The organism is Rhodococcus sp. NPDC059968 (assembly GCF_042738615.1).
Classification (GTDB): domain Bacteria; phylum Actinomycetota; class Actinomycetes; order Mycobacteriales; family Mycobacteriaceae; genus Rhodococcus_F.
This window is the reverse complement of the sequence record NZ_JBHWUE010000088.1, coordinates 1-19230: the sequence shown is the minus strand read 5'-3', so window position 1 is coordinate 19230 and position 19230 is coordinate 1. Positions and strand designations below refer to the sequence as shown.

Annotated in this window: 18 protein-coding genes and 1 pseudogene; 12 read left to right on the top strand and 7 right to left on the bottom strand. The window is 65.4% G+C overall.

Annotation, left to right across the window (positions count from 1 at the left end; translation table 11 throughout):
• Positions 1–3: 3 nt before the first annotated feature.
• Positions 4–1194 carry a YbfB/YjiJ family MFS transporter gene (locus ACFWAY_RS41685; RefSeq protein WP_378514639.1) on the top strand — a complete coding sequence of 397 codons (1191 nt, stop codon included), beginning with the start codon at positions 4–6 and terminating at the stop codon, positions 1192–1194.
• Between the two features lie 332 nt (positions 1195–1526).
• Here the strand turns inward: ACFWAY_RS41685 and ACFWAY_RS41680 are convergent, their stop codons facing one another.
• Positions 1527–3179 carry a PucR family transcriptional regulator gene (locus ACFWAY_RS41680; protein ID WP_378514638.1) on the bottom strand — a complete coding sequence of 551 codons (1653 nt, stop codon included), beginning with the start codon at positions 3177–3179 and terminating at the stop codon, positions 1527–1529.
• 231 nt (positions 3180–3410) lie between these two features.
• Between ACFWAY_RS41680 and ACFWAY_RS41675 the strand changes: the two genes are divergently transcribed.
• The 6 genes from ACFWAY_RS41675 to ACFWAY_RS41650 all read left to right on the top strand — a co-directional run bounded on the left by ACFWAY_RS41675 (position 3411) and on the right by ACFWAY_RS41650 (position 9183).
• Positions 3411–4604, top strand: coding sequence for an alpha-hydroxy acid oxidase (locus ACFWAY_RS41675; protein WP_378514637.1), 1194 nt, complete (start codon positions 3411–3413; stop codon positions 4602–4604).
• Entirely contained in the window at positions 4601–5524 is a 924-nt protein-coding gene (locus tag ACFWAY_RS41670; RefSeq protein WP_378514636.1) for a transporter substrate-binding domain-containing protein, read from the top strand. Before ACFWAY_RS41675 ends, ACFWAY_RS41670 begins: the two co-directional genes overlap by 4 nt.
• 11 nt (positions 5525–5535) lie before the next feature.
• On the top strand, positions 5536–6471 hold the full coding sequence (locus ACFWAY_RS41665) for an amino acid ABC transporter permease (RefSeq protein WP_378454649.1): 936 nt from the start codon (positions 5536–5538) through the stop codon (positions 6469–6471).
• Positions 6468–7232 (top strand): amino acid ABC transporter ATP-binding protein, encoded by a 765-nt coding sequence (locus tag ACFWAY_RS41660; RefSeq protein WP_378514635.1) that lies wholly within the window; start codon positions 6468–6470, stop codon positions 7230–7232. The genes ACFWAY_RS41665 and ACFWAY_RS41660 overlap by 4 nt, the downstream gene beginning before the upstream one ends.
• Before the next feature lie 58 nt (positions 7233–7290).
• Complete coding sequence (locus tag ACFWAY_RS41655; protein ID WP_378514634.1) at positions 7291–7674, top strand: RidA family protein; 384 nt, start codon at positions 7291–7293, stop codon at positions 7672–7674.
• A gap of 273 nt (positions 7675–7947) precedes the next feature.
• Positions 7948–9183, top strand: a complete 1236-nt coding sequence (locus tag ACFWAY_RS41650; protein ID WP_378514633.1) for a reverse transcriptase family protein — start codon at positions 7948–7950, stop codon at positions 9181–9183.
• Between the two features lie 53 nt (positions 9184–9236).
• Here ACFWAY_RS41650 and ACFWAY_RS41645 read toward each other — a convergent pair whose 3' ends face one another.
• On the bottom strand, positions 9237–9968 hold the full coding sequence (locus ACFWAY_RS41645; RefSeq protein ID WP_378458838.1) for a 5-oxoprolinase subunit PxpA: 732 nt from the start codon (positions 9966–9968) through the stop codon (positions 9237–9239).
• Entirely contained in the window at positions 9968–11476 is a 1509-nt protein-coding gene (locus tag ACFWAY_RS41640) for an amidase (protein WP_378514632.1), read from the bottom strand. The genes ACFWAY_RS41645 and ACFWAY_RS41640 overlap by 1 nt, the downstream gene beginning before the upstream one ends.
• Before the next feature lie 165 nt (positions 11477–11641).
• Between ACFWAY_RS41640 and ACFWAY_RS41635 the strand changes: the two genes are divergently transcribed.
• Complete coding sequence (locus ACFWAY_RS41635) at positions 11642–12412, top strand: FadR/GntR family transcriptional regulator (RefSeq protein WP_378514631.1); 771 nt, start codon at positions 11642–11644, stop codon at positions 12410–12412.
• A gap of 44 nt (positions 12413–12456) precedes the next feature.
• On the opposite strand, the gene ACFWAY_RS41630 is transcribed toward ACFWAY_RS41635, so the two are convergent.
• Complete coding sequence (locus ACFWAY_RS41630) at positions 12457–13203, bottom strand: SDR family oxidoreductase (protein ID WP_378514630.1); 747 nt, start codon at positions 13201–13203, stop codon at positions 12457–12459.
• A gap of 146 nt (positions 13204–13349) precedes the next feature.
• Here ACFWAY_RS41630 and ACFWAY_RS41625 point away from each other — a divergent pair, with 146 nt between their 5' ends.
• Both ACFWAY_RS41625 and ACFWAY_RS41620 read left to right on the top strand, forming a co-directional pair.
• Positions 13350–14177 carry an NADPH-dependent oxidoreductase gene (locus ACFWAY_RS41625; RefSeq protein ID WP_378514629.1) on the top strand — a complete coding sequence of 276 codons (828 nt, stop codon included), beginning with the start codon at positions 13350–13352 and terminating at the stop codon, positions 14175–14177.
• 158 nt (positions 14178–14335) lie between these two features.
• Entirely contained in the window at positions 14336–15160 is an 825-nt protein-coding gene (locus tag ACFWAY_RS41620; protein ID WP_378514628.1) for an alpha/beta fold hydrolase, read from the top strand.
• Positions 15161–15347: 187 nt separating this feature from the next.
• Here the strand turns inward: ACFWAY_RS41620 and ACFWAY_RS41615 are convergent, their stop codons facing one another.
• Both ACFWAY_RS41615 and ACFWAY_RS41610 read right to left on the bottom strand, forming a co-directional pair.
• Positions 15348–15536: a hypothetical protein gene (locus tag ACFWAY_RS41615; protein ID WP_378514627.1), complete on the bottom strand. Its 189-nt coding sequence runs from the start codon at positions 15534–15536 to the stop codon at positions 15348–15350.
• Between the two features lie 387 nt (positions 15537–15923).
• Positions 15924–17507, bottom strand: a complete 1584-nt coding sequence (locus ACFWAY_RS41610) for an FAD-dependent oxidoreductase (RefSeq protein WP_378514626.1) — start codon at positions 17505–17507, stop codon at positions 15924–15926.
• Positions 17508–17656: 149 nt separating this feature from the next.
• Between ACFWAY_RS41610 and ACFWAY_RS41605 the strand changes: the two genes are divergently transcribed.
• Positions 17657–18274 (top strand): TetR/AcrR family transcriptional regulator, encoded by a 618-nt coding sequence (locus ACFWAY_RS41605; RefSeq protein WP_378458830.1) that lies wholly within the window; start codon positions 17657–17659, stop codon positions 18272–18274.
• A gap of 44 nt (positions 18275–18318) precedes the next feature.
• Here the strand turns inward: ACFWAY_RS41605 and ACFWAY_RS41600 are convergent, their stop codons facing one another.
• Positions 18319–18648: a hypothetical protein gene (locus ACFWAY_RS41600; protein ID WP_378514650.1), complete on the bottom strand. Its 330-nt coding sequence runs from the start codon at positions 18646–18648 to the stop codon at positions 18319–18321.
• A gap of 155 nt (positions 18649–18803) precedes the next feature.
• Here ACFWAY_RS41600 and ACFWAY_RS41595 point away from each other — a divergent pair.
• A pseudogene (locus ACFWAY_RS41595) lies at positions 18804–19139 on the top strand (trypsin-like peptidase domain-containing protein); the annotation flags it as partial.
• Positions 19140–19230: the final 91 nt, after the last annotated feature.

Genomic DNA, 19230 nt, shown 5'->3' with positions numbered 1-19230 from the left:
CGCATGAACGCAGTGGACAGCGCCGAAGACCTGGTCGCGTTCCGCACGCCCACTTCGCCGTGGGTCACGGTCGGCCAGGTCGGGGCCGCATTGGCGGCGAGTATGGGCATCGGACGGTTCGTCTACACACCTGTACTTCCGCTGATGGAGGCCCAGGCAGGATTGACACCGTCGGCGGGCGCCGCTCTGGCGACGGCAAACTATCTCGGATACCTCATCGGGGCGCTCGCCGGAATCGTCCTACCCGGATTGGTGCGCTCGACGGCAGCCATGCGTGTCTCGCTGCTGATCCTGACCGCCACGCTGGCGCTCATGCCGGTGACATCGAACGAAACTGTCTGGGCCGTAATGCGATGTGTTGCGGGTGTTACCAGTGCGTTGGTCTTCGTCATCGCTGTCAGCGCCATGCACTCCACTCTGAGTGGGCACGCGGCACACCTGTCGGGTTGGGCGTTCGGCGGAATCGGAGCAGGTATTGCCCTGTCCGGGCTCGTCGTCCTCATCTTGCGGTCGATGGGCACGTGGGGCTCCGTGTGGTGGGCGGCTGCATTGCTGACCCTGATCTGCACCCTCGCCGCGTGGACTCTCACACCGGAACGCGCTCCGACGGCGCCGGCGGCCCAGCGCAGAAGGTCACACAAAAGGGGGTACAGCTGGTTCAGTGTGCTCTTCATCAGCTATTCCCTCGAAGGCGTCGGATACATCATCGCCGGCACCTTTCTCGTCGCAGCGATCGACCACACCGCAGGCAGCGTCGCCGGCAGTGGCGCCTGGGTGCTCGTCGGGCTGGCGGCGCTACCGTCCGGTCCACTCTGGGCGTTGCTCAGCCGGCGATGGTCCCGCCCGATCCTGCTGGTGATCGCCCTCGTCGTTCAGGCTGCCGGCATCGCGCTGCCCGCGGTGGCAGACGCTATCTGGCCGGCCCTGATCTCCGCCTTCCTGTTCGGGGGAACATTCCTCGGGATCAGTCAGATGTCGCTGACGATCGGCGCTCACCTCCAGTTCCCACGCGCGGTCGCGATCTTGACGACCGGATACAGTCTCGGTCAGATCGCGGGCCCGCTCGTCGTCACGCCACTGCTGTCCGATGGTTACCACCTGGCATTGCTCGTCGCTTCGAGCATCGTTCTCGCGGCAGCACTCGCCGCCGCGGTACTGGCCGTCCGGTTTCGTCAGCGGCCTACGGTCGAATGAGCCGTGGTGATCGAGAAGCAGGTATGCGCACGCGTACTTCGGCCGATGCGGTCACGATGAGTAGCGGCGATGCTGGCTTTCACGTCGCCGGCGTAGCGGCACGGGCAAGAGCACACGGAGATCGTCATGGTGAGTCAACGCAGAGGCCGAAGATTTCAACCACTTCACGCGATTCGCGCGAGCGTAGGCGGCGCGGCATGTCTCGCCGGCCTCGTCATCGGCGCCATGGCGCTGACGATTCTCGCGTTCCCTGCGCCCGGCGTGCAGGCCGCAACGATCACGTCCCAGAGTCTGTACAGCGGGGGGGGTGGACCCACCCCGGATGCGTCCACTCACATGAGGTCTGTCGAAACGAGTCGGAGCCACAGCCATAGGCGCGTGGTCGGATTGTCGAAGTCGATATGGAACTCATCGGTGAGGCGGGTGATCCTGTACCGAATGGTATTGCCGTGGACATGGATTCGGTCCGCCGCTTTGGACACGTTCGCGTTCGAATCGAAGTACGCACGCAGCGTGATCAAAAAGTCGGTGTGATGGGTGGCGTCGTACGCCCGGATCGCATCGATGACGTCGAACTTGTCGAGACGCTTCTCGGCTATGTACTTACCGATCTCCAGCAGGTTGAGCTCGGTCCAATAGTCTTCGAACACGGCCGCTGCCGGGGGTTGTGGAGTCGGATTCTCTCTCGTGACCGACTGTTGGTGCATCAGGTATTGCAATGTACGCATCGCCTCGGTCCGGGATCGGGGTAGCTCGCTGATCTGCTCGGCGATGCCGCCGACTGCGGCGACCACGGGATGCGCGCTGATCGTCGTCGCGTAGGAGCCGATGTCACGAATGACACGACGGTGGGCTGCACGGGGAGACTCGCCCGCGCAGGGCAACAGCGCATACACGACCGAGTCGATCAGGGCGCTGTACGCACTGCGGAACTGGACGTTGCACGTGACGGTCACGAGTTGAAGTAGTCGATGTTGCTCGCGCATGGCGTCGAGGCTGCCGGCGTTCGGGTGGGCGAGGGCGAACGCCGCAATGGCGAATCCATCGGTGAACTCGAGTCCGAGTTGCGCGGCAGCGAACGAGGCTTGTGCCGGATCATCCATCAACGTCCGCATGAGGTCGGCGTTGCGGCGCTCGGTGAAGTCGGATGCGGACCGGGCGTGAAGCATGTGGAGGCCGGCCAGTGGCGCCAGCCTGTCGAGTGCATCGAGAGCCGGTTGGCGGCGTTCACCTCCGGGATCGATGATCCAGATCGATCCGAGCAGTTCCCCGCCCGCCCGGACCGCAAGTGCCAGCCGGTGCGCGATCCCGCTGGGCGACTGCACGAACAGTGCGGCGGTAGAGGAGTGGACGACCTTGAAATCGGCGTCGAGGGCTGGGGGTGTCCGCTCCTGAAGGGTCAGAGTCGTTTCTCGCCGTAGGTCGTCGATCGGCTGGCCCGGCACTGTGGAGTATCCGAGGATGCGGCCCGAGGGGTCGACGATGCTGGCGGCTCCATTGGCTATCGAGGCCACGGCATTGGCGAAGGCGAACAGATCGCCCAAACGCACGCCCGATACCGAATCGACCGCAGCACCCGCGACCGCTGTTCGGGCCATCGCAATCAGCCGTGTCCAGTCCGCGCCGTCTCCGACGACGAGCACGGGAACGTCGTGACGACTGGACGCGGCCCGCAGATCCTCGATCGGCGTTCCTCGTGCTTTGACGATCACGGCGGCGGCCTCGCCGTCGGCGGCGTGAACGAGTACTCGCTCGAATCCGGCCGACCCGCAGGACACCCCCATCGCAAGGACGACTGTGTTCCGGACGTTCGCATGGTCGTCGAGTGCGTCGTAGAGCTGCACGTCGGCGACGGGGCGGCGGAGGTTCTCTGCCGTCGGATTCGCGTGCAGTAGATCTTCTTGCACGAGATCGGTCCAGGCCGACAGCGCGATAAGCACAGGCGTCGTGTCGCCGCGCCGCGACAATTCCACCGATGGATTCATTTGGAAGATCTTACAACAAACATTTCTGGGCTTGGAAACTTCTCCATATCAACCAAGTGAGGTGTGGATCACTATTGGTTCACCCCACGCACCGGGTGGTGTTCAGAACCATTTCGAGGAGTCCCGATGAAGCTCAGAGATATCAGGTCGTTAGTGAACGTCGAGGGCCCCGCTCGGTCCGTGTCACAACGGCTTGCATGGCGATGCCACAGCATCGAAGACGTACGAAAGATGGCCGCCGCACGTCTCCCGCTGAGCATCTTCGACTACATCGAGGGCGGCGGGGAAGACGAAGCGTCAGTCCGCCGCAATCGTTCCTCGTTCGACGACTGGTCCTTCGTGCCACGGTGGGGCGCCGTGGAGAACCTCGACTTGGCGTCGACTCTCCTGGGCAAGCCGGTCGCGATGCCGTTGATGCTCTCTCCCACCGGGGGAACACGACTCTTTCACCCGGAGGGCGAACTCGGTGCGGCGCGTGCTGCTCTCGCCGCGGATGTCCCGTACGGTCTGGCGCACCTGAGTACCACTCCGATGGAACTGGTCAGCGCGCAGACCCCGGGCCTTCGTCGCTGGTTCAACATCGAACCGATGGCGGACAAGGGCATGCTCCAGGCGATGCTCGACCGGACAGCGAACGCGGGATACGAGGCCGTGCTGGTCAACGTCGATTGCCGAGCGATCGGTCATCGCGAACGCGACTACCGCAACGGCTTCACGGCACCCCCGTCCCTGAAACCGCGGACGGTCATCGAAGGGGCCCTACATCCCGTGTGGGCGTGGGGGTTTCTGCGCAACGACGCGATCGCCTTCCCCAATCTCGATGGGACCATCGCGGAAGGGCCGATGGCGAGCACACCGGATATGTGGCGAACCCTGCTGTCGGGCTCCTACGAGCCCACCGACTGGGACACCCTCTGCGACCTACGCTCGCGATGGAGCGGTCCGATCGTCCTCAAGGGGTGCGTCAGCGCCGACGACGCGGCGATCGCCGCTGACATCGGGATCGACGCCATCCAGGTCAGCAACCACGGCGGCCGGCAACTCGATCACATGGCCTCCCCGCTGGACGTCCTGCCGGAGATCGTCGAACGGGTGAACGGACGGGTCGAGATCATCGTCGACGGTGGCATCCGCCGCGGCTCCGACGCGATCAAGGCCCTGGCGCTGGGGGCGAATGCGTGTGCGATCGGCCGCCCGTACCTCTACGGTCTCGCGGCGGCGGGCCAGGAGGGTGTCTCGCACGTGCTGCGGATCTTCGCGGAGGAGATGACCCGGACGATGATGCTGCTGGGGGTCTCGAGCATCAAGGAACTGCAGGACAACGGGCCGTCCCTCGTTCGGAACCGGCACGCCGCCTTCGCCCGCTCGACGAACGCGTCCACCGGACCGCAGACGGTCACGCCGAAGCAGAAGTCCTCGTCATGACCGGACACCGCGGACGCAACTCTCACCGACTCGTGTGTGCCGGCGCACTCGCCGCCCTCCTCTTCTCCTCGGTCGGTTGCGGTCGGCTCGAAGAATTTTCGGACCCGCCGGCCTCGGCTCCTGTCGAGGGTGACGAGACGCCGTCACTCGCGGTGAACGAATCGGCCGTCGCACTGCTGCCCGACTCGGTGGCAGCACGGCACACACTGCGGGTGGCGATCCCGACGAATGAACCGCCCACCCAGTTCTATTCGGAGGGCACCCGGTACATGACGGGAACGAACCCCGACATCGCGAGACTCATCGGAAAGGCTCTGAACCTGGACGTCGACATCAAAGTCGTCAATTTCGACTCCATCATTCCGGGGATCGCGGCCGGACGCTACGACACGACGGTGTCCTCGATGACGCCCACCACCAAGCGGATGGCGGCAATGGATTTCGTCGACTACATGCAGGTGGGAAACGCCATCGTTGTCGCGAAGGGAGGGGAGCCAGTCACGAAGGACACTCTCTGCGGCAAGAAGGTCGGCGTCCTGACGGGCTCGTATCAGCTCACCGTCAACATTCCGGCCTATGAGCAAGAGTGCGCGACCGACGGTAAGCCGCCGATCCAGATCGGCCAGTTCCAGGACACGCGGCAAGCGATTTCTGCGCTGACCAGTGGCCGGCAAGACGCCGTCCTGGCAGATTCCCCGATCCTCGCGTACGCCACGGCGAATAATCCCGCCCTCGAGTTGTCGGACACATTCGACGACACCCCCGTCGCCGTCGGCGTGACCAAGGAACCCGCACTCGTCGACGCCGTGTCCGCTGCACTCGACTCTGTCATCGCCAGCGATGCGTACAGGGAAGTGCTCGGAAAATACGGTTCGGAGTCCGCGATGATCACCCATGCTCGCGTCAACGCGGCTCAATAAGGAGACCTACGATGCACCAATTGGCCTCGCGAGACGCCTTCCCTCCTCCGTCCGCGCTATCGGCGTCCCCGGACACTTCCATCCCTGTTGTGCCACTCAAACATCCTGTGCGACAGACATTCGGGCTGGCACTGCTCATCGTCGCCGTGGCGGTGACCTGGAACGTCGCAACGAACGACCGGTTCCATTGGAATGTCGTGTCGTCCTATCTCTTTGCCCCGGAGATACTTCGAGGCGTAGTTCTGACGATCATCTTGACGATCGTCTCGATGACCGCTGGTATCTCGCTCGGAACGCTCCTTGCCGTCATGCGGCTGTCGGAGAACCCGATCGTCAGTTCGATCAGCCGGGGGTATATATGGTTCTTCCGGGGAACTCCGCTCCTCGTCCAATTGATCTTCTGGTACAACATCGCTGCCCTGTATCCCACCATCTCGATCGGAATCCCTTTCGGGGGACCCGAATTCATGGCCGGTTCCGTCAACGCGCTGATCACGCCACTCGGGGCCGCTCTCCTCGGGCTGTCTCTGAACGAAGCGGCCTACATGGCAGAGATCATCCGCGGCGGCATCGGATCGGTGGACAACGGCCAGTACGACGCGGCTCAGGCGCTGGGAATGAACAAGGCTCAGCTGATGCGCCGGGTCATTCTTCCCCAGGCCATGCGCGTGGTGCTCCCCCCGACGGGGAACCAGGTGATCTCGATGCTGAAAGGGACAACCCTCGTCAGCGTTCTGGCGATCTCCGATCTGCTGTACTCCGCGCAGATCATCTATTCGTTGAACTACCAGACGATTCCGCTGCTCATCGTCGCGAGCCTGTGGTATCTCCTGATGACCACCATCCTGAGCTTATTCCAGGACAAGCTCGAGAAACATTACGCGCGCGGTTTCACCGCGTCGGTAGCCCCCACACGCCGTCGATTTGCACTGGGAAGGGCGAAATGAACACCGTCATGGTGAAAGCAGAGGGAGTACGGAAGCGATTCGGTGCTACCGAGATCCTCAAGGGCATCGACCTCAGCGTCGAGCGCGGCTCGGTGACATGCCTCATCGGACCGTCCGGTTCCGGGAAGACAACCTTCCTGCGCTGCATCAATCACCTCGAGAAAGTTGATGCGGGCCGCCTCTACGTGGATCGACAATTGATCGGCTACTCGGAACGTAACGGCCGGCTTCACGAGATGAAGCCGCGGCAGACGGCGCGGTCCCGACTGAATGCCGGCATGGTGTTTCAGCGCTTCAACCTGTTTCCGCATATGACGGTGCTCGAGAACATCGTCGAAGCCCCGATTCACGTTCTCGGCAGACCCCGTGACGAGGTGACTGCGGAGGCGCACGTGCTGCTCGATCGTGTCGGACTGGGGAACCGAGCTCAGGCATACCCGCGGGAGCTCTCCGGGGGACAGCAACAGCGGATCGCGATTGCCCGCGCACTGGCGATGAAGCCCAAGTTGCTGCTCTTCGACGAACCGACCTCAGCCCTCGACCCGGAACTCGTCGGTGAGGTACTGGACGTGATGAAGTCCCTTGCGGAAGCCGGAATGACCATGGTCGTGGTCACCCACGAGCTGGGGTTTGCCCGCGAGGTCAGCGATCAGATCGTCTTCATGGACCAGGGTGTCGTCGTCGAGGCAGGCCCGCCGTCCGAGGTTCTGGGGAACCCGCACCAGGAACGAACCCGCGCGTTCCTCTCGAAGGTGCTCTGAACACCTCACCCGCCCGCCCGATATCGAGAACAACGAACACGCGAGACCGAGGAAACACATGAACAGGCAACAAGTCAGCACTGAACACGCACCCCGCCCTGCCGGGCACTACTCCCAAGCGATCATTGCCGATGGGGTCCTCTACACAGCAGGCCAGACGCCCCACCACCCGAACACGTGGGAACTCGTCGGCACCACCATCGAGGAACAAACGGAACAGGCGATGTGCAACCTCGCAGCCGTACTCGAATCGTGCGGCTCGGACTTCTCACACGTGGTCAAAGCCACCGTCCACCTGCAGAATCCAGCGCGAGACTTCACGGGTTTCAACGAGACGTATCAGAAGTTCGTCTCGCATCCGTACCCGGCGCGGACCACCGTCGGATCGCATCTCGGTGACTTCCTGGTCGAAATCGACGTCGTCGCCCTGTGCCGCCGCTGACTGGATCGATTGCGCACTCCGACTGGCGGAGTCGCTCGATTCGAAATCAAGACCGATAGGGCCCCGCACGGCAGAGGTCATGTGGCATTCTCACGAGGTGCGACGGTGCAGAGGTGAGAGTGGTGAGGCCGGTGCGCCGGCCGCGACCACGCCAGGGGCAACCCCTGGCTCGACAGTGTTCATCGGAGACACCGTCCGACGCGCGACCGTATGCTCCGCGTGCTTCGGCGCGCCGCAGACGACAGATATCGGTCACCTCGCACCGTCGCACACATGACAGCCGGCCGGGCCCTGCAGCCGGAGATCGCTCGTCGCCTCGCGGCGCTGGCGACCACCGGAGCCTGGACCAGGGCCGGCCTCATGCTCCGCTTCGAGGAAACCGGTGCGCCCGATGCCGGCCGGATCGCGACACGGCTCTACGACCTCATGCCCACGCCGCCGATCGACGGCGCCGACAGCGTCTATCGGCTGCTGTCGGATCTCCCGCAAATCGAGCGACCGGAGACGGTCGTCGAGTTGCCTGGCAGTCACTGGAAGTTCGACGTCCCGCGGTGGTCGCGCACGGCGGGGGTCGCCGAGGCGGTCGGTCTCACCCCCGCCGACCTCGACTGGTTCGCAGACCCCGGCGGATGGCTGCGCACGAAAGCGACTCCGCTGCAGCACTACCGCTATCGGATCCGATCGGACAACCGCCTGCTCGAGGCGCCCAAGGAACGCCTTCGAGAGGTGCAGCGCCGGATTCTGCGGTCTGTACTCGACCGCGTCCCGCCCCACGCCGCGGCGCACGGATTCGTCCGAGGTCGCAGCGTCCACACGTTCGCCGCTCCCCATGCGGGACACGACGTCGTGGTGCGCATCGACCTCCGTGCCTTCTTTCCCTCCGTCTCCCAGACGCGGGTGAGGGCGGTCTTCGATGCCCTCGGCTACCCGACCCCGGTGTCACGTGTGCTCGCCGGGCTCTGCACGACGTCCACCCCGCCAGGTGTCCTCGCGCAGCTTCCCTTCGATGCGGCGAGTCGGCTCAGGGGTGCGCACCTACCGCAGGGCGCACCGACCTCGCCGGCGCTCGCCAATCTCGTCGCATACCGGCTCGACCGCAGATTGACCGGACTCGCGAGAACTCATCGCGCCGGCTACACGAGGTATGCCGACGACCTCGCGTTCTCCGGCACGGAACTGGCGGTGGACCGACTGATCCACGCCGTCGGCCGGATCGTGGCGGACGAAGGCTTCTCCGTGCACCCCGGTAAGACCCGGATCATGCGGGCGCACCGACGCCAGCACCTGGCGGGGTTGGTGGTCAACACTCGTCCGCAGGCGGCGCGAGCCGAGTACGACAACCTCAGAGCCCTGCTCTTCAATTGCGCTCGCTACGGACCTGATTCGCAGAATCGGGACGGCAGACCGCATTTTCGCGAGTACGTCTACGGCCGCATTGCCTGGGTCGGGGAATCCAACGCGAGCAGGAATCGTTCCCTGGCCGCGCGGGTCGACTGGGCGGCGGGGTGAAGCTCGCGTGAAACCGATGCCGCGCGCACGGCGACTTCCGCCGAAGGAAGCGCTCAGGTATTGCCTGCGTGCTGGTCGAGCATCGTGCGAAGTCGCGCCGCTACGTCCGGTGCGTTGCGCAGGTCGGAGTGGATACAGAGTGATTCGACGGTGACGTCGATTTCGGTGCCGTGGATCGATGTCGTCTTGCCATCGACAAGCGCCCGGTGTGCTTTGGCTTCGATGTCGGCGAGGTCGTGGGGGGCGGCGGTCCGGTTGACGATGATGGTGCCGTCGTCGTTGTAGTCGAGATCGACGTAGAACTCGGCGACGAATTCCACACCGCGGCGGTCGGCCACCCGCTGGTGCGCGGTGTGGGGGAGGCCGAGGATCGGGACGCCGTACTGTTCGGCGACATCACAGGCGGATTCCATCAACTCTTCGCTGCGCGAAAGCATCCCGTAGAGGGCACCGTGCGGTTTGATGTGATGAAGCGGGGCGCCCACGGCGTCGAGAAATGCAGTCAGGGCACCGACTTGGTAGCGGATCAGATCCCGGATCTCGTTCGCGGTCAGCTTCATTTCTCGACGCCCGAAACCCACCGGGTCGGGTAGCCCCGGGTGAGCGCCGATCGTGACGTTCGCATCGAGTGCGGCTGTGACCGTGTGCGCCATGGTGCTGGGGTCCCCGGAGTGCATCCCGCAGGCGACGTTGATCGTGTCGACGTAGTCGAGCAGGGCGGTGTCGTTGCCGAAAGTGTGAATGCCGAAGGCTTCGCCCATGTCCGAGTTGAGGGTGACGGACATCAGGCGCCCGTTCCGGTGGGAGCATCCAGGGAGGGGGCCCTGCGCGCGCCGAGAACCCGTTCGACCCCGCGGGCGACCTGGAGCAGCGTCGTTTCTTCGAAGCGGGTGGACATGATCTCCAGGCCGACCGGGAGTCCGTCTGCGGTGAATCCCGCCGGGACCGAGACTGCGGGGAAGTGCAGTTGGGACGCGATGACGGTGTTGGTCGGATAGGTGAGGCAGGTCCAGCGGCCGCCGAGCACGTCGTCGTGCGTGGGTGCGGGGAGTTTCACGTCGGGAAAGACGATGGCGTCGAGGGCGCGTTCGACGAACAGTGCTGTGACGATCCTCGCGAACTCTTCGCGTGCGAGGACGCGGTCGAGGTAGTCGGGATCGGACTTGGGGTCCGCGGGGCCGTCGGTGATGCCTTCGAACAGATCGAGGTGTGGGTCGTACGTGCCGCTTCGGCGAACCTCGTCGACGCCGGCGATCCCGATATCGGGGTTTTCGGCGAAGAAGCGGTTCATGTCGTTGCGGGAGCGGGTGAAGTAGAGCGAGGTGAACGAGACGTAGTGGTCGAGTTTTGGGATCTCGATGTCGACGAGTTCGGCTCCGGCGGCACCCAGCTCCGCGAGTGCGTTGTCGATGACATCGTTGACGGCTGCTCCGGCGGAATCGTTCGCGTCGCCGAATGCGCTGCGCAGGACGCCGATCCGCTTGTCGACCACAGTGGCACCTTTGATGTTCTCGGCGAAGGAACCGGAGTGGCGGTGATGGCGAGCCACCGTGGTGAAATCGTCGGTGGGGTCGTAGCCGACCAGGACGTCGAGGAGTATGGCGGCGTCGGTCACGGTTCGGGTCATCGGGCCGGCAGTGTCTTGCGGTACCACCAGGGGAGACATGCCGTTGCGGCTGATCATGCCGGGTGTGACGCGGAAGCCGACGAGGTTGCAGAACGAGGCGGGGAGGCGGATCGAACCGCCGGTGTCCTCACCGATGCCGACGAGGGCGAGATTTGCGGCGATGGCGGCTCCGGAACCGCTGCTGGATCCGCCCGGGTCCCGGGTCAGGTCGTAGGGGTTCTTGGTGACCCCGGAGACCGAGGAGGTCGAGAACCATGAGGTGGCGAAGTCGGGCATCGTCGTCTTGCCGAGGATGATCGCGCCGGCGGCCTTGAGCTTCTTGATCGCGGTTGCATCCTCGGTGGGCACATAGTTCGCGGCGTTCTTGTTGCCGAAGGTGGTGCGTATCCCCGCCGTCGCGGCCTGATCCTTCACCAGGACGGGCACCCCGTGCAGCGGTCCTGCCAGCTCCCCGGTCAGACCGAGGGAGCGGTCGAGCGCGTCGGCGTCGTCGAGGGCGGTGTCGGACACGGTGATGACCGAGTTCAGTCGAGGCCCGTCCTGGTCGAGACCCGCGATGCGGTCGAGGTATGCCTGCACGACGTCGCGCGCCGTTGCGGTGCCGTCGCGATAGGCGTGCTGAACGCTGTCGATGGTGGCTTCTTGGATATCCCAGTCGAGGCTCATCTGTGGTCACTTCCGTGGTGGCCGGCGGGCAGGCCGGGGTGGCGGTTGGGTTGTTTCTGTCGGTTTGTGTGCTGGAGGTTTGGTCAACGTTCAATGTTGGACATTGAACGTTGGGCGTTACTGTAATGCAGAGCACAACATCAGGCAACGGAGAGGTGTCCCGCAATGGATCGAGCGTTCAGGCCGACGGCGCTGACCCGAAAGGACGCCTCGGGGCAGATCGCCAGGCAGCTCAGATCGGCGATCGCCGACGGCGTCTGGGTCCCGGGGGAGCGGCTGCCCACCGAACTCGATCTCGCGGACACGTTCGATGTGTCACGCAACACCGCCCGCGAGGCCCTCAAACTGCTGACCGCGACGGGACTGCTCACGTCGGTTCGCGGCGGCGTAGGAGGCGGCACGTATGTGGCGGTCCCGGACTCGGACGACATCGCCGAGTTGCTCGGCGACGCCATCCGCCTCTGGTTCCGCGCCGGCGACGTCACCGTGCACGACGTGGACGAAGCGCGCCGGGTACTGGAGGAATTCAGTGTCGCGATGGCGGCGCAGCGTCACACCGAAGAAGACCTCGAGGCCATCCGGAGGCCGGTCCTGGCGTCGCGAGATTTCGAGATGGATATCGAGGAGTGGCTCGGCCTCGACCTGGAATTTCACACCGCGATCACCCGGGCGGCGCACAACCCGATCCTGGAGTTGGCGATGACCTCGGTGCACCTGATCCGCCCGGTGACCAACCGTGTCTTCGTCGATCGACTGGATCGACGCCTGGTGATGGAACAGCACGAAGGCATGTATCAGGCGATCGCCACCGGCGACCCGGTAAAGGCCCGCGACGCATTTGCGACTCACATCGGCTACCTCGATTCGGTACGCAGCGAGGTGCTGCGCGACCTGAACACCGACGACGTGCGGATCTCCGACATCCCGGGTGTGTAAGGGGGCAGCCGCTTCCACTGCAGCGCGTCTGACGGTCGGCTCGGTCAGCCGCGGCCGATATACGGCATCCCGGCGGCCATGATCGTCATCGTCGGCACGGTGACGTCCAAGGGGAGTTCGACCAGTCGGGACACCGCGTCCGCGACGTACCGCGGATCGAAGGTGGGTTCCGCACGCAATGATCCGTCCGGTTGGCGGGCGGATTGGCCGATGCCCGCCGTCATGGCGGTTGCGGCGTTCCCGATGTCGATCTGAGTGCAGCAGATGTCGTGGTCGCGTCCGTCGAGCGCGATCGACTTGGTCAGCCCCGACACCCCGTGTTTGGTTGCCGTGTAGGCGACGCTCGCGGGTCGTGGCGTGTGCGCGGACAGCGAGCCGTTGTTGATGATGCGTCCGCCGCGAGGTGTCTGCGCCTTCATCATTCGCACGGCCTCTCGGGAGCAGAGGAAGACCCCCGTCAAATTTGTGGCGACGGTCCGGTCCCAGTCTTCCGGTTCGATCTCGTCCACAGCGCCGGAGGGGCCGAATGTGCCCGCATTGTTGACGAGTACGTCCAGGCGGCCGAATCGTTCGGCCACGGCGGCGAAGAGACTGTGCACCGACTGCGGCGACGAGACGTCGGCCGGCACCACGAGCGCGTGTTCGTGACCGTTCGCTGTCTCGTCCAGCTTTTCCCGCGCCCGGCCTGTCAGCACCACGTGATGTCCGGCATCGAGCAGTCCGGTCGCCATGGACCGACCGATTCCCGAGCCGGCACCCGTCACCACGATGACCCGTTCCGTCACGTCCACTCCCTATTCGCTTGCGTCACGTAGTTCCCGAACAGATGTCGGCAGCCCCCGAATTGTCGCCGATCGGTGGCTGCGCTGTGGCTATCTCCGGAATCACGGTGCGCCTAACACTGGAATGGGGGACGGCGGTCGGCTTTCCTGTCCGGGTGACCATCGCAGACATCGCACCTCGCACGGCGCTGCAGCAGCGCTACTGGGACGCCGCCCTCACCGAACCCGCGCAGTGGAATCCGGTTCTGGAAGCCCTGCACTCGCACAGGTCGGTCCGCCGATACCTACCCGATCCGCTGACCGACGAGACGCTCGATGTCCTCGTCTCGGCTGCGCAGTCGGCCGCCACGTCGTCGAACCTGCAGGCGTGGAGTGTCGTCGCGGTCCGCGACCCCGACAGCAAGGCTCGACTGGCCGCGCTCGCGGGCGACCAGGCCCACATCGTCGAGGCCCCCGTCCTGCTGGTCTGGCTCGCCGACTTCGCCCGTGTCCGCCAGCTCGCCGGCGACCGCGACGCGCCGATCGCGGGAGCCGACTACCTCGAGAGCAGCTACATCGGGTTCATCGATGCAGCCCTGGCGGCGCAGAACGCCGTGACCGCGGCCGAGTCGCTCGGGCTGGGAACGGTGTTCATCGGGGCACTGCGCAACAAGCCCGAGGAGGTCGCGGTGGAACTCGGCCTGCCGCCCCACGTGTTCGCGGTGTTCGGGCTCGTCGTCGGACATCCGCATCAGGACGCCGACGCCCAGATCAAACCGCGCCTGCCCCGAGCGGCGGTGTTGCACCACGAGAAGTACGACCTGCCCGCCCAGCGCGACCACGTCGACGCCTACGAGGGGCGGATCGCAGCCTTCTACTCGGCGCAGCAGCTCGAACATTCCTGGATTGAAAGGGTTCTGGACCGACTCGCGTCCGCGGCGCGACTGAACGGGCGGGATCGGCTGAAGGAATCGCTCATCCGTCTCGGGTTCCCACTTCGCTAGAGTCGTGTCGCGCTACACGTGCGATGCGGCGTTCGAAGGCAGAAACCCGGTGGGTGGCTCCGCGGGAGAGCCCACCGGGAGTCCTGCCGTGGAGACCCTTGACTTCGTGAGCCATTCCACTACAACTGACTCCATGGAGCGGATCCGTAAGGGATGCCGTGGATAGCTTGCGGCTCGGTGACGTCGAACTGGCCTATCAGCTGCGCGAGGGCGGGGAGCGCGTCGTGCTCGTACACGCCAGTGCCTTCGTCTCGTGGTACGACCCACTGGTCGAGCAGCTGACGCAGTATTCGATCTTGCGGTACCGGCGTCGACTCCGAGAATCAGACAGCGGGGGATACCGGGCACTCACGGTCGCCGAAGATGCCGCAATCTGCGTCAGGCTGATGGATCACGTCGGCTGGGACACTGCCCACATCGTGGGTCACTCCTACGGTGCGCTCGTCGCGCTCCAGTTGGCGACGGAGAAGCCCGAGCGCGTCGGCTCGGTGGCGCTGCTCGAACCCGCCGTCCGTGGAATCTCCAGCTCAGAGCAGGTCACTGCCGCGCTGCAGCCCGTCATCGCCGCCTACGAATCAGGCGACAAGGCCGCCGCGGTGGACGGTTTCCTGCGACATGTGTGCGGCGATGGCTACCGTGCCGCGCTGGACCGAGTGATTCCAACTGCTTTCGACGAGGCGCTCGACGAGGCCGACATGTTCTTCCAAGCTGAGATGCCCGCCGTGCAGCGATGTAGTTTCGGGGCAGGGGCGGCCGGACGCATCACGCGGCCGGTGCTCAATGTGCTCGGCGCCGAGAGCGCACCGCGATTCGTTGAAGGGAGCGAGCTCGTACAGTCCTGGTTCCCCCGGGCCGAGCGCCTCTCCGTGCCGGAGGCCGGGCACCTCCTGATGGTGCAAGACCCGACGGCAGTGGCCCAGGGCCTGAAGGATTTCTTCTCACGCCATCCGATCGGTACGGTCGGGCAACCCGAGGTGAGGTAGTGGCGACCAGCATCGTCGTGCCGAAGCCGCTGCGCGGGTTTCCACGATTCGGCACCAGACAGCCGCGGCGCCGCCAAGCGAACGGATGTTGCGCGGAAGCGCGGAAAAGATTGATGACACAGGCCCCGGGGGGAGTCCCCGGACCGATGCCGGGGACTCCCTTACGTTCGAGGGTCTCGCGCTTCGGTCAGTTGCCGAACCGGAACCGGAGGCGAATTACGCGCCCGAATGCAGCGAGCACCTTCGCGAAGTCACGGAGGCCGGCAGTGCTGCCGGTGACGATGACGATGACGATGACCGTGACCAAGCAGGCGGTCACGAAGAAAATGAAGCAGGCGGCGATCAGCAGGGCGATCAGGACTGCGGGCTCGACCATGTGGACCCCTTTCTGTTGTGGACACACGACGACAGCGACCGTTCTGGTGCTGCCCGATGAGTGATCTCCAACAGAGGGGCGGACCCTCTCCCCACCTCGAGGTGGGATACCTAAATCATCACCTGGACCTGGTGCTTTCGTCAATAGCGGACATCGGAAACGGTGTGCCGTGCGGCGCAAGCCTGCACGGTTGATGTCCGTCGCGTGATCTCCTGGAAAGGACTCGCAAGTCCAGAACAACGTAGTTCGCGCGGGCAGGTCAGCGGGCCGAGGCAGCGTTGACAGTGATACTTGTCCGAAAACGGAGCGTCTGTCCGTGCAGTGCCAAACCTTCCGGGGGCAAGCGCGTTTCGACACTTCCGCGATCCGCGGCAAATCGACACCTCATCACCCGGCCTTGTCGTACGGATGTGCGTTTCGTCGCCGCACGCGCGTGCCTCCACCGACGCTTCCTGCTCCGCTCAGCGGGCCCCGGGCCTCCGAAAGCCGATCCGCAGTCTCCGTTGGCGTCAGCAGGGCCCGGATCGCGTCGCGGACTGCCGCGCCCGGTTCGGTGCCTGACGGCCACCATCCGGCCGGCGCCCCGTCCGGGCGCGCCAGGAGTGCCCCGCCGTGGGGGATGCCCATTCCGCGGGCGGTGATGGCGTCGAGGTCGTGGATTGCGAGCGGAGGCCCGGGGATGGAGCTCGCGGCGCGCTGCCAGGACGCGCTCGGGCCGTTCGTGAACAATGTCAGTCCGGGTCCGAGTAAGTCGAGGGTGGACACGGCGTCGCCTCGGGAGCGCAACCAGACGTGCGGGATTCGGCCGCCGAGGTCCGCGGGTAGTTCGTGCGCGGCGAGTCGGGCTCCGCCGTGCGGGTCGGCCGATCGGGCCACGTTGTGCGCGGCCACCGGTCGCCGCTCGGCCTCGTAGGTGTCCAGTAGCTGCGGTCCGGTCCAGCCGCGCAGCACCCAGGCGAGTTTCCACCCGAGGTCGTAGGCACTCTGGATGGCGGTGTTCATGCCGGTGCCCCCGCGCGGAGTGATCTGGTGTGCGGCGTCGCCGACGAGAAACACGGCGCCGTCCCGCCAGCGGTCCGCGAGCTGCGCGGCGAAGGTGAACGTTCCGATGCGTTCGATCCTCGGCTCCAGATCGGCTAGTCCGCTGCCGAGCCGGATGAGGCGGGCGGACTGTTCCTTCGTCAGAATTGGCGAGGGATCCTGCGCGAGTTCGTGTTCCACGCCGTAGACCCATCGGTCACCGCGGCCGGCCGGGACGAAGACCCCCGCGGCTTCTGGGTGGGTGACGGCGTAGATGTAGTAGCGGCGGTCGCCGAGCAGTTCCCACAGTGGGGCGTGGAACTCGGTCCCGATTGCCTGGGACAGACGCCCCGGCCCCCGCATCACGATCCCGAGGGTGGCGCGCACCGTGCTGCGCGCGCCGTCCGCCGCGACGAGGTAGCGGGCGTAAACGATTCGGGTTTGGCGGGTTTCGGCGTCGCGCAGCGTCACCTGGACGTCATCGCTCCGGTAGTCGAGGCCGACCACCTCGGTGCCCATCTCCACCCGCGCGGTGCCGAACGAGCGCAGGTGGTCCAGCAGCACGGGCTCGAGGTGATCCTGCGGAACCGAGGCAGGGGCGGTCGGGCTGAGGACCGCGCTCTGCTCCCGGGTCGGGAAGCTGGTCAGGTGGGTGTCGCCGGCCGCGGTGAGCGTAGGACCGACCCATTGCTTCCATTCGACCTCGACTCCGCCTGCCCGGATCTCCTGCTCCAGCCCCCAGGACCGCAACAGCTCCATCGTGCGGGTACTGGCCGAGGCCGCCCGCGGCAGCCCCGATAGGGCGGGCCGCCGCTCCACGACCATGACCTCGATCCCGTGGCGAGCCAGCGTGATTGCCGTGGTCAGTCCCGCCGGACCCGCTCCGACCACGAGTACAGGCGTGGACGCCGGGGGAATCGGCGGACGGGTGGGTGCGGTCAGGCTGTTCATGACGTCAGCTCCTTCGTCGGAAGGCTGGTTGTCTCGACGTCAGGGGAGGGCGGCTGGCTCTTCGCAATTTCGCCGGACAATATGTCTTTCGATTAATAGCGTGAACTTCACGAGACGACATGTCAAGTGAAAATGTTAGAGTGACGGCTGTGGCCACCAGGAAGTACGAGCAGCGCCTGCGCGCGGAGGCGGCCGAGGAAACGCGCCGCAACATCCTCGACGCGGTTTATGAGCGGCTGCGCCGAGCACCGTCCACGCCGGTGAGTGTCGAGCAGGTGGCCCGGACCGCGGGTGTCTCCCGCTCCACCGTCTACCTGGTCTTCGGTTCACGATCCGGACTGTTCGACGCACTCACCACCGACCTGTGGTGGCACCGGGCAGGGTTCCAGGCGGTGGTGGACGCGGCGGAGCACCCGGACGCGCGCGAGCACCTGCGCGGCGGAATCGACTCCGGCGTCCGGGTGTTCGCAGCCCACCGCGACGTCTTCCGGGCACTGTTCTCGATGGCCCAACTCGACGCGGATGCAGTAGGTGGGGCTGTTGCGCGGATCGAGGAGAACCGGGCCGGCGGGATGGTCCACCTCGCCCAGCGACTGGCCGAGCAGGAGGTTCTGCGGCCGGACGTTACCGTCGACGAAGCCGCCGACCTGCTCTGGCTGTTGGCGAGCTTCGACAGCTTCGACCAGCTCTACACCGGGCGGAATCTTCCCGTCGACGACGTCTCTCGCACCCTGGTCGCCACCGCCGAACGCACCCTCTGCCGGTGAGTGGTCGGCCTCGTACCCGCCGCCCGGTCCGTTTGCGGGTAGGTTCACGCCGGGTCGGTGTTTCTGCGGGGTTGGCGGCGCCGGTGGAACCGTGCACGCTGGAGATCCAGGAGTTTCGCGCTCTCGGCATCTACTCGCTCATGTCGGCGGGCGATTCCGACCCGAACGGCAGTCGTATGTCGGCGCAGTTCTGCCGCACGGCCGACGGCGTTCTCGTCGTTGAGAAGATAGCCGGCCGCCCGATCGCACTGAATGAGCAGCTGTTCGTAGGCGAGGCGCGCGGGTGCCTGTTCGTCGAGTTGCGCGACCGCGATGTGCTCCACGAATTGCAAAGGCATACGGAGTAATTGGTAATTGATACGCAATAGTGTCATCGGCACGCCGCGCAGTGTTGTCACGATCGGCGATGCTAGCGCTTGTGGACGAAACACGCGGAGGGTTTCGCGCCGATACCGGCGGGTAGTGATTCGGTGGTCAGCTGGGAGCGAACAGGGGCATAGGCGGTGGTGTGCCGGCGCTGGTAGTGGGTATGGGCGAACTGGATGAGTTGGACGGATACTCGAGGACGGTGATCTCGGTCGCCGATGCCGTGTTGCCGAGTGTGGCCAGCTTGGTTGTGCGGACATCACGGGGGAGCGGTTCGGGCAGTGCGAGTGTGATCACCGATGACCGGCTGTTGCTGACGAGTGCGCACGTGGTTGCCGGAGCGAGCGGGGCCGAGGCGGCGTTCACCGACGGGACCGTTGTGCGCACTGATGTGGTGGGGCGCGACCCATTGTCCGATCTGGCTGTGCTGCGTGCTCGGGGCGACGTCCCGGCTCCGGTAGAACTGGGTGACGCCGCGTCGCTGCGGGTCGGGCAGTTAGCGCCGATTTTCGCGGAGCGGTGATTACCTGAGCTTGGGTACGCGGGGGGCCGTGCTCATGGCGTCGTGAGGATTGGGTGGATTTGTGTAG

Coding starts and splice junctions, on each gene's coding strand:
- ACFWAY_RS41685 (WP_378514639.1), top strand. CDS start 4: ATGAACGCAGTGGACAGCGCCGAAGACCTGGTCGCGTTCCGCACGCCC.
- ACFWAY_RS41680 (WP_378514638.1), bottom strand. CDS start 3,179: ATGAATCCATCGGTGGAATTGTCGCGGCGCGGCGACACGACGCCTGTG.
- ACFWAY_RS41675 (WP_378514637.1), top strand. CDS start 3,411: ATGGCCGCCGCACGTCTCCCGCTGAGCATCTTCGACTACATCGAGGGC.
- ACFWAY_RS41670 (WP_378514636.1), top strand. CDS start 4,601: ATGACCGGACACCGCGGACGCAACTCTCACCGACTCGTGTGTGCCGGC.
- ACFWAY_RS41665 (WP_378454649.1), top strand. CDS start 5,536: ATGCACCAATTGGCCTCGCGAGACGCCTTCCCTCCTCCGTCCGCGCTA.
- ACFWAY_RS41660 (WP_378514635.1), top strand. CDS start 6,468: ATGAACACCGTCATGGTGAAAGCAGAGGGAGTACGGAAGCGATTCGGT.
- ACFWAY_RS41655 (WP_378514634.1), top strand. CDS start 7,291: ATGAACAGGCAACAAGTCAGCACTGAACACGCACCCCGCCCTGCCGGG.
- ACFWAY_RS41650 (WP_378514633.1), top strand. CDS start 7,948: ATGACAGCCGGCCGGGCCCTGCAGCCGGAGATCGCTCGTCGCCTCGCG.
- ACFWAY_RS41645 (WP_378458838.1), bottom strand. CDS start 9,968: ATGTCCGTCACCCTCAACTCGGACATGGGCGAAGCCTTCGGCATTCAC.
- ACFWAY_RS41640 (WP_378514632.1), bottom strand. CDS start 11,476: ATGAGCCTCGACTGGGATATCCAAGAAGCCACCATCGACAGCGTTCAG.
- ACFWAY_RS41635 (WP_378514631.1), top strand. CDS start 11,642: ATGGATCGAGCGTTCAGGCCGACGGCGCTGACCCGAAAGGACGCCTCG.
- ACFWAY_RS41615 (WP_378514627.1), bottom strand. CDS start 15,536: ATGGTCGAGCCCGCAGTCCTGATCGCCCTGCTGATCGCCGCCTGCTTC.
- ACFWAY_RS41610 (WP_378514626.1), bottom strand. CDS start 17,507: ATGAACAGCCTGACCGCACCCACCCGTCCGCCGATTCCCCCGGCGTCC.
- ACFWAY_RS41600 (WP_378514650.1), bottom strand. CDS start 18,648: ATGACACTATTGCGTATCAATTACCAATTACTCCGTATGCCTTTGCAA.